3 protein-coding genes are annotated in these 2,532 nt (G+C 41.7%); all 3 read left to right on the top strand.

Annotated elements, in window-relative coordinates; genetic code table 11:
- Positions 1 to 617 precede the first annotated feature (617 nt).
- The 3 genes from Q4561_RS19670 to Q4561_RS19660 all read left to right on the top strand — a co-directional run bounded on the left by Q4561_RS19670 (position 618) and on the right by Q4561_RS19660 (position 1,756).
- Positions 618 to 980: a hypothetical protein gene (locus Q4561_RS19670; protein ID WP_303462955.1), complete on the top strand. Its 363-nt coding sequence runs from the start codon at positions 618 to 620 to the stop codon at positions 978 to 980.
- Positions 981 to 1,119: 139 nt separating this feature from the next.
- Complete coding sequence (locus tag Q4561_RS19665; protein WP_303462954.1) at positions 1,120 to 1,323, top strand: hypothetical protein; 204 nt, start codon at positions 1,120 to 1,122, stop codon at positions 1,321 to 1,323.
- A 151-nt stretch (positions 1,324 to 1,474) separates the two neighbouring features.
- Positions 1,475 to 1,756 carry a putative quinol monooxygenase gene (locus tag Q4561_RS19660; protein WP_303462953.1) on the top strand — a complete coding sequence of 94 codons (282 nt, stop codon included), beginning with the start codon at positions 1,475 to 1,477 and terminating at the stop codon, positions 1,754 to 1,756.
- Positions 1,757 to 2,532: the final 776 nt, after the last annotated feature.

Below are 2,532 nucleotides of genomic sequence, written 5' to 3'. Positions count from 1 at the left end.
TCGGTCGCTGGGACGCCTATACGCGGGGCGGCTTCGCCATTTTGCCCCACGCATCTGCGCCCCTTAGCTTAAAGTTATATGACTGAGAACGTATGAGTGTTTCGGAAGCATTATTTTTAATCGTTCCATCCGTTATTTTGTATATTTATTGGTCAGCTGTTCGTGCTAAAGTGAATGGTCATAGAAATTTTTGGTTGGTTGGGCTTATCCTAAGTTGCTTACTACTTTCGTATGGAGCCATAACTTGGGAGCCAAATAATGAATCAACTCGGTTGGCGGCGGCATTATTGTTATCATCCAGCATATGGCTTACATGCCCATTGCTGAGTATTGCATTTACGAAAAAGTGGAGCGAGTTAGTTATTTTGCCAATGATGTTTTTACTGCCGTTGGCTAGCGTGTTTATCTGTTTTTTTCTACTTTTAATGACGGGTCAAATATGGGGGCTTTGAATGACAAATGGGAATTCTTTTCACGATAGCTTTTCTATACAAAAGGCTTTGCAAGCACCAATAGCTAATGTCTTCGTGGCGTCATATAACAATGAAATTGAAGCGGACATTGCCAAGAGCGGGCAACGCCGCTTAATTTGGTGTTAGGTGCTAAAAGGAAAAATTATGAAATCATGGAATGAATTAACTAATCTACAACGCGCAGTTATCGGTATCGCAATGGTTGTTGCGGCGGCAGTTTTACCAGAGATAGCCTTCTTAGTTCAATTAGGCGGTGTGGAAGTCGCATTTGCTCTAGTTTTTGCTGGTCTAGCTCCCCTTATTTCTTGGTTCTCAACAAAATACCAAGCAATTAAAGAGTGTTTACAAACCTCAATAGTTGCTTTTAGGCGTAGTGCATCTGCTAAACCTTCCGTCTTCTTCGTTCAAGCTTCTTTTTGTGCCGCCGCACTTCTATTTACAAGTTCGGGGTTATTGGCTTTTTACTTTTTTATGCCTAGTATGCTGCTAAATGGGGTCTTGGCGTGAGCGCACCTAACAAGCCAATAAACGCACTCACTACGTTCGCTGGGACGCATACACGCGGGGCGGCTGCGCCATTATGCCCCACATGTCTGCGCCCGTTATTGGAAAGTTATGTGCTTTGGTAGTAAAAAGGATTTTAGACATGGAAGAAACACTTAACTCGCTCACCAATTTTGTACTTACTATAAGCTTAATTGCCGTAGCTTCAGTATTAGTAGGCCATGTTTTTGTTAGAAAAGCTCTGCTGGCTAGAGGTAAATCGCATTCAAGCAGCAAGCTTGTTGGTAGCTCCATAAGTGTCTTACTTTTATTGGTTTTATCTTTCTTTTTTGTAATGCCTAGGTAACTATTAAATTGCGTCAGCACATAACAAAAAAATTAAGTTCGCCCGCTGCGCGGGCTGGGACGCAAACATGTAGGCTAGCTCACTTCGTTCGAATTTTAGCCCACATGTCAGCGCCCCTTATTTAAAAGTTATACGTTTCAGGAGTTCAGTGTTGGCAAAGGTTATATTGCAAGGGTTTATAGTCGTACCCGATTCAGATCTTGAGGTAATAAAACGAGAGTTGGTGACACATAAAAGTCTCACATTAAAAGAGGCTGGTTGTTTAACTTTTACTGTCACACCTGATGAAAACAATCACAATAAATTTATTGTTTACGAAGAGTTCATCAATCAAACAGCCTTTGATATCCATCAAGCTAGAGTTAAATCATCTAAATGGGGTGATGTAACTAAAAACGTAGAAAGACATTATCAAATAAGTAGTAGTGACTAAACGTATAACAAGAACATAAAATCGGAACAAAAACAGCGGGCTATGTTTCGTTCCTCAACAAAGTTTAGTCCGCTTATGTGGGCGTTAGAAGGCGTCAGTCTAAACTACTATTGGTTTAGTAAATAATCAGTTCAACCACCCTCACCTGTTGTTTCAAACATCGCCCAAGCATTAGTAGTTTTAATGTCACCGCGCTTACTTCAAAGGTTGCGCAATAGGCGCTTTATCGCCAAGTTATTATTTAAATTCTGCAAGCACCATTGCACTTGGTAACTCATAGGGCGGCTTGCTTCAGTCAAATCAATACCATCACTGCATTGTTGTTTTACTTGTTTGTGTTAATAATCAATCGTATGCTGACTTTATTAGTTTTTAATAAGGCCAACGGAACAGGCTCTGCTTCTAACAAAGCGCTTAAGTCTCTCCCTTCGGTCGCTGGGACGCATACACGCGGGGCGGCTTCGCCATTATGCCCCACGCATCTGCGCCCCTTAGCTTAAAGTTAGAAGGCGTCAGCCTTAACTGCGTTTGGCTTTATAAAAACACCAGTTCAACTACCCTTATCTGCTTTCATTAGCATCGCTCTGGCTTTTGGTGGTTTTAACTTCGCCGCATTAACTTCAAAGGTCGTGCAATAGGCGCTTTATCGCCAAGTTCTTCTTCTAGGCCAGCAAGCGCCATTGTATTTGCAAGTTCAAAGGCAGCTTGCTTCAGTCAAATCAAAACCATCACTGCACAGTCGTTTTACTTGTTTGTGTTAATAATCAATCGTATGC

This window comes from Alteromonas sp. 1_MG-2023 (assembly GCF_030547075.1).
Classification (GTDB): Bacteria; Pseudomonadota; Gammaproteobacteria; order Enterobacterales; family Alteromonadaceae; genus Alteromonas.
Note: the sequence above shows the minus strand (reverse complement) of the source record. Positions and strands in the feature narration are given on the sequence as shown.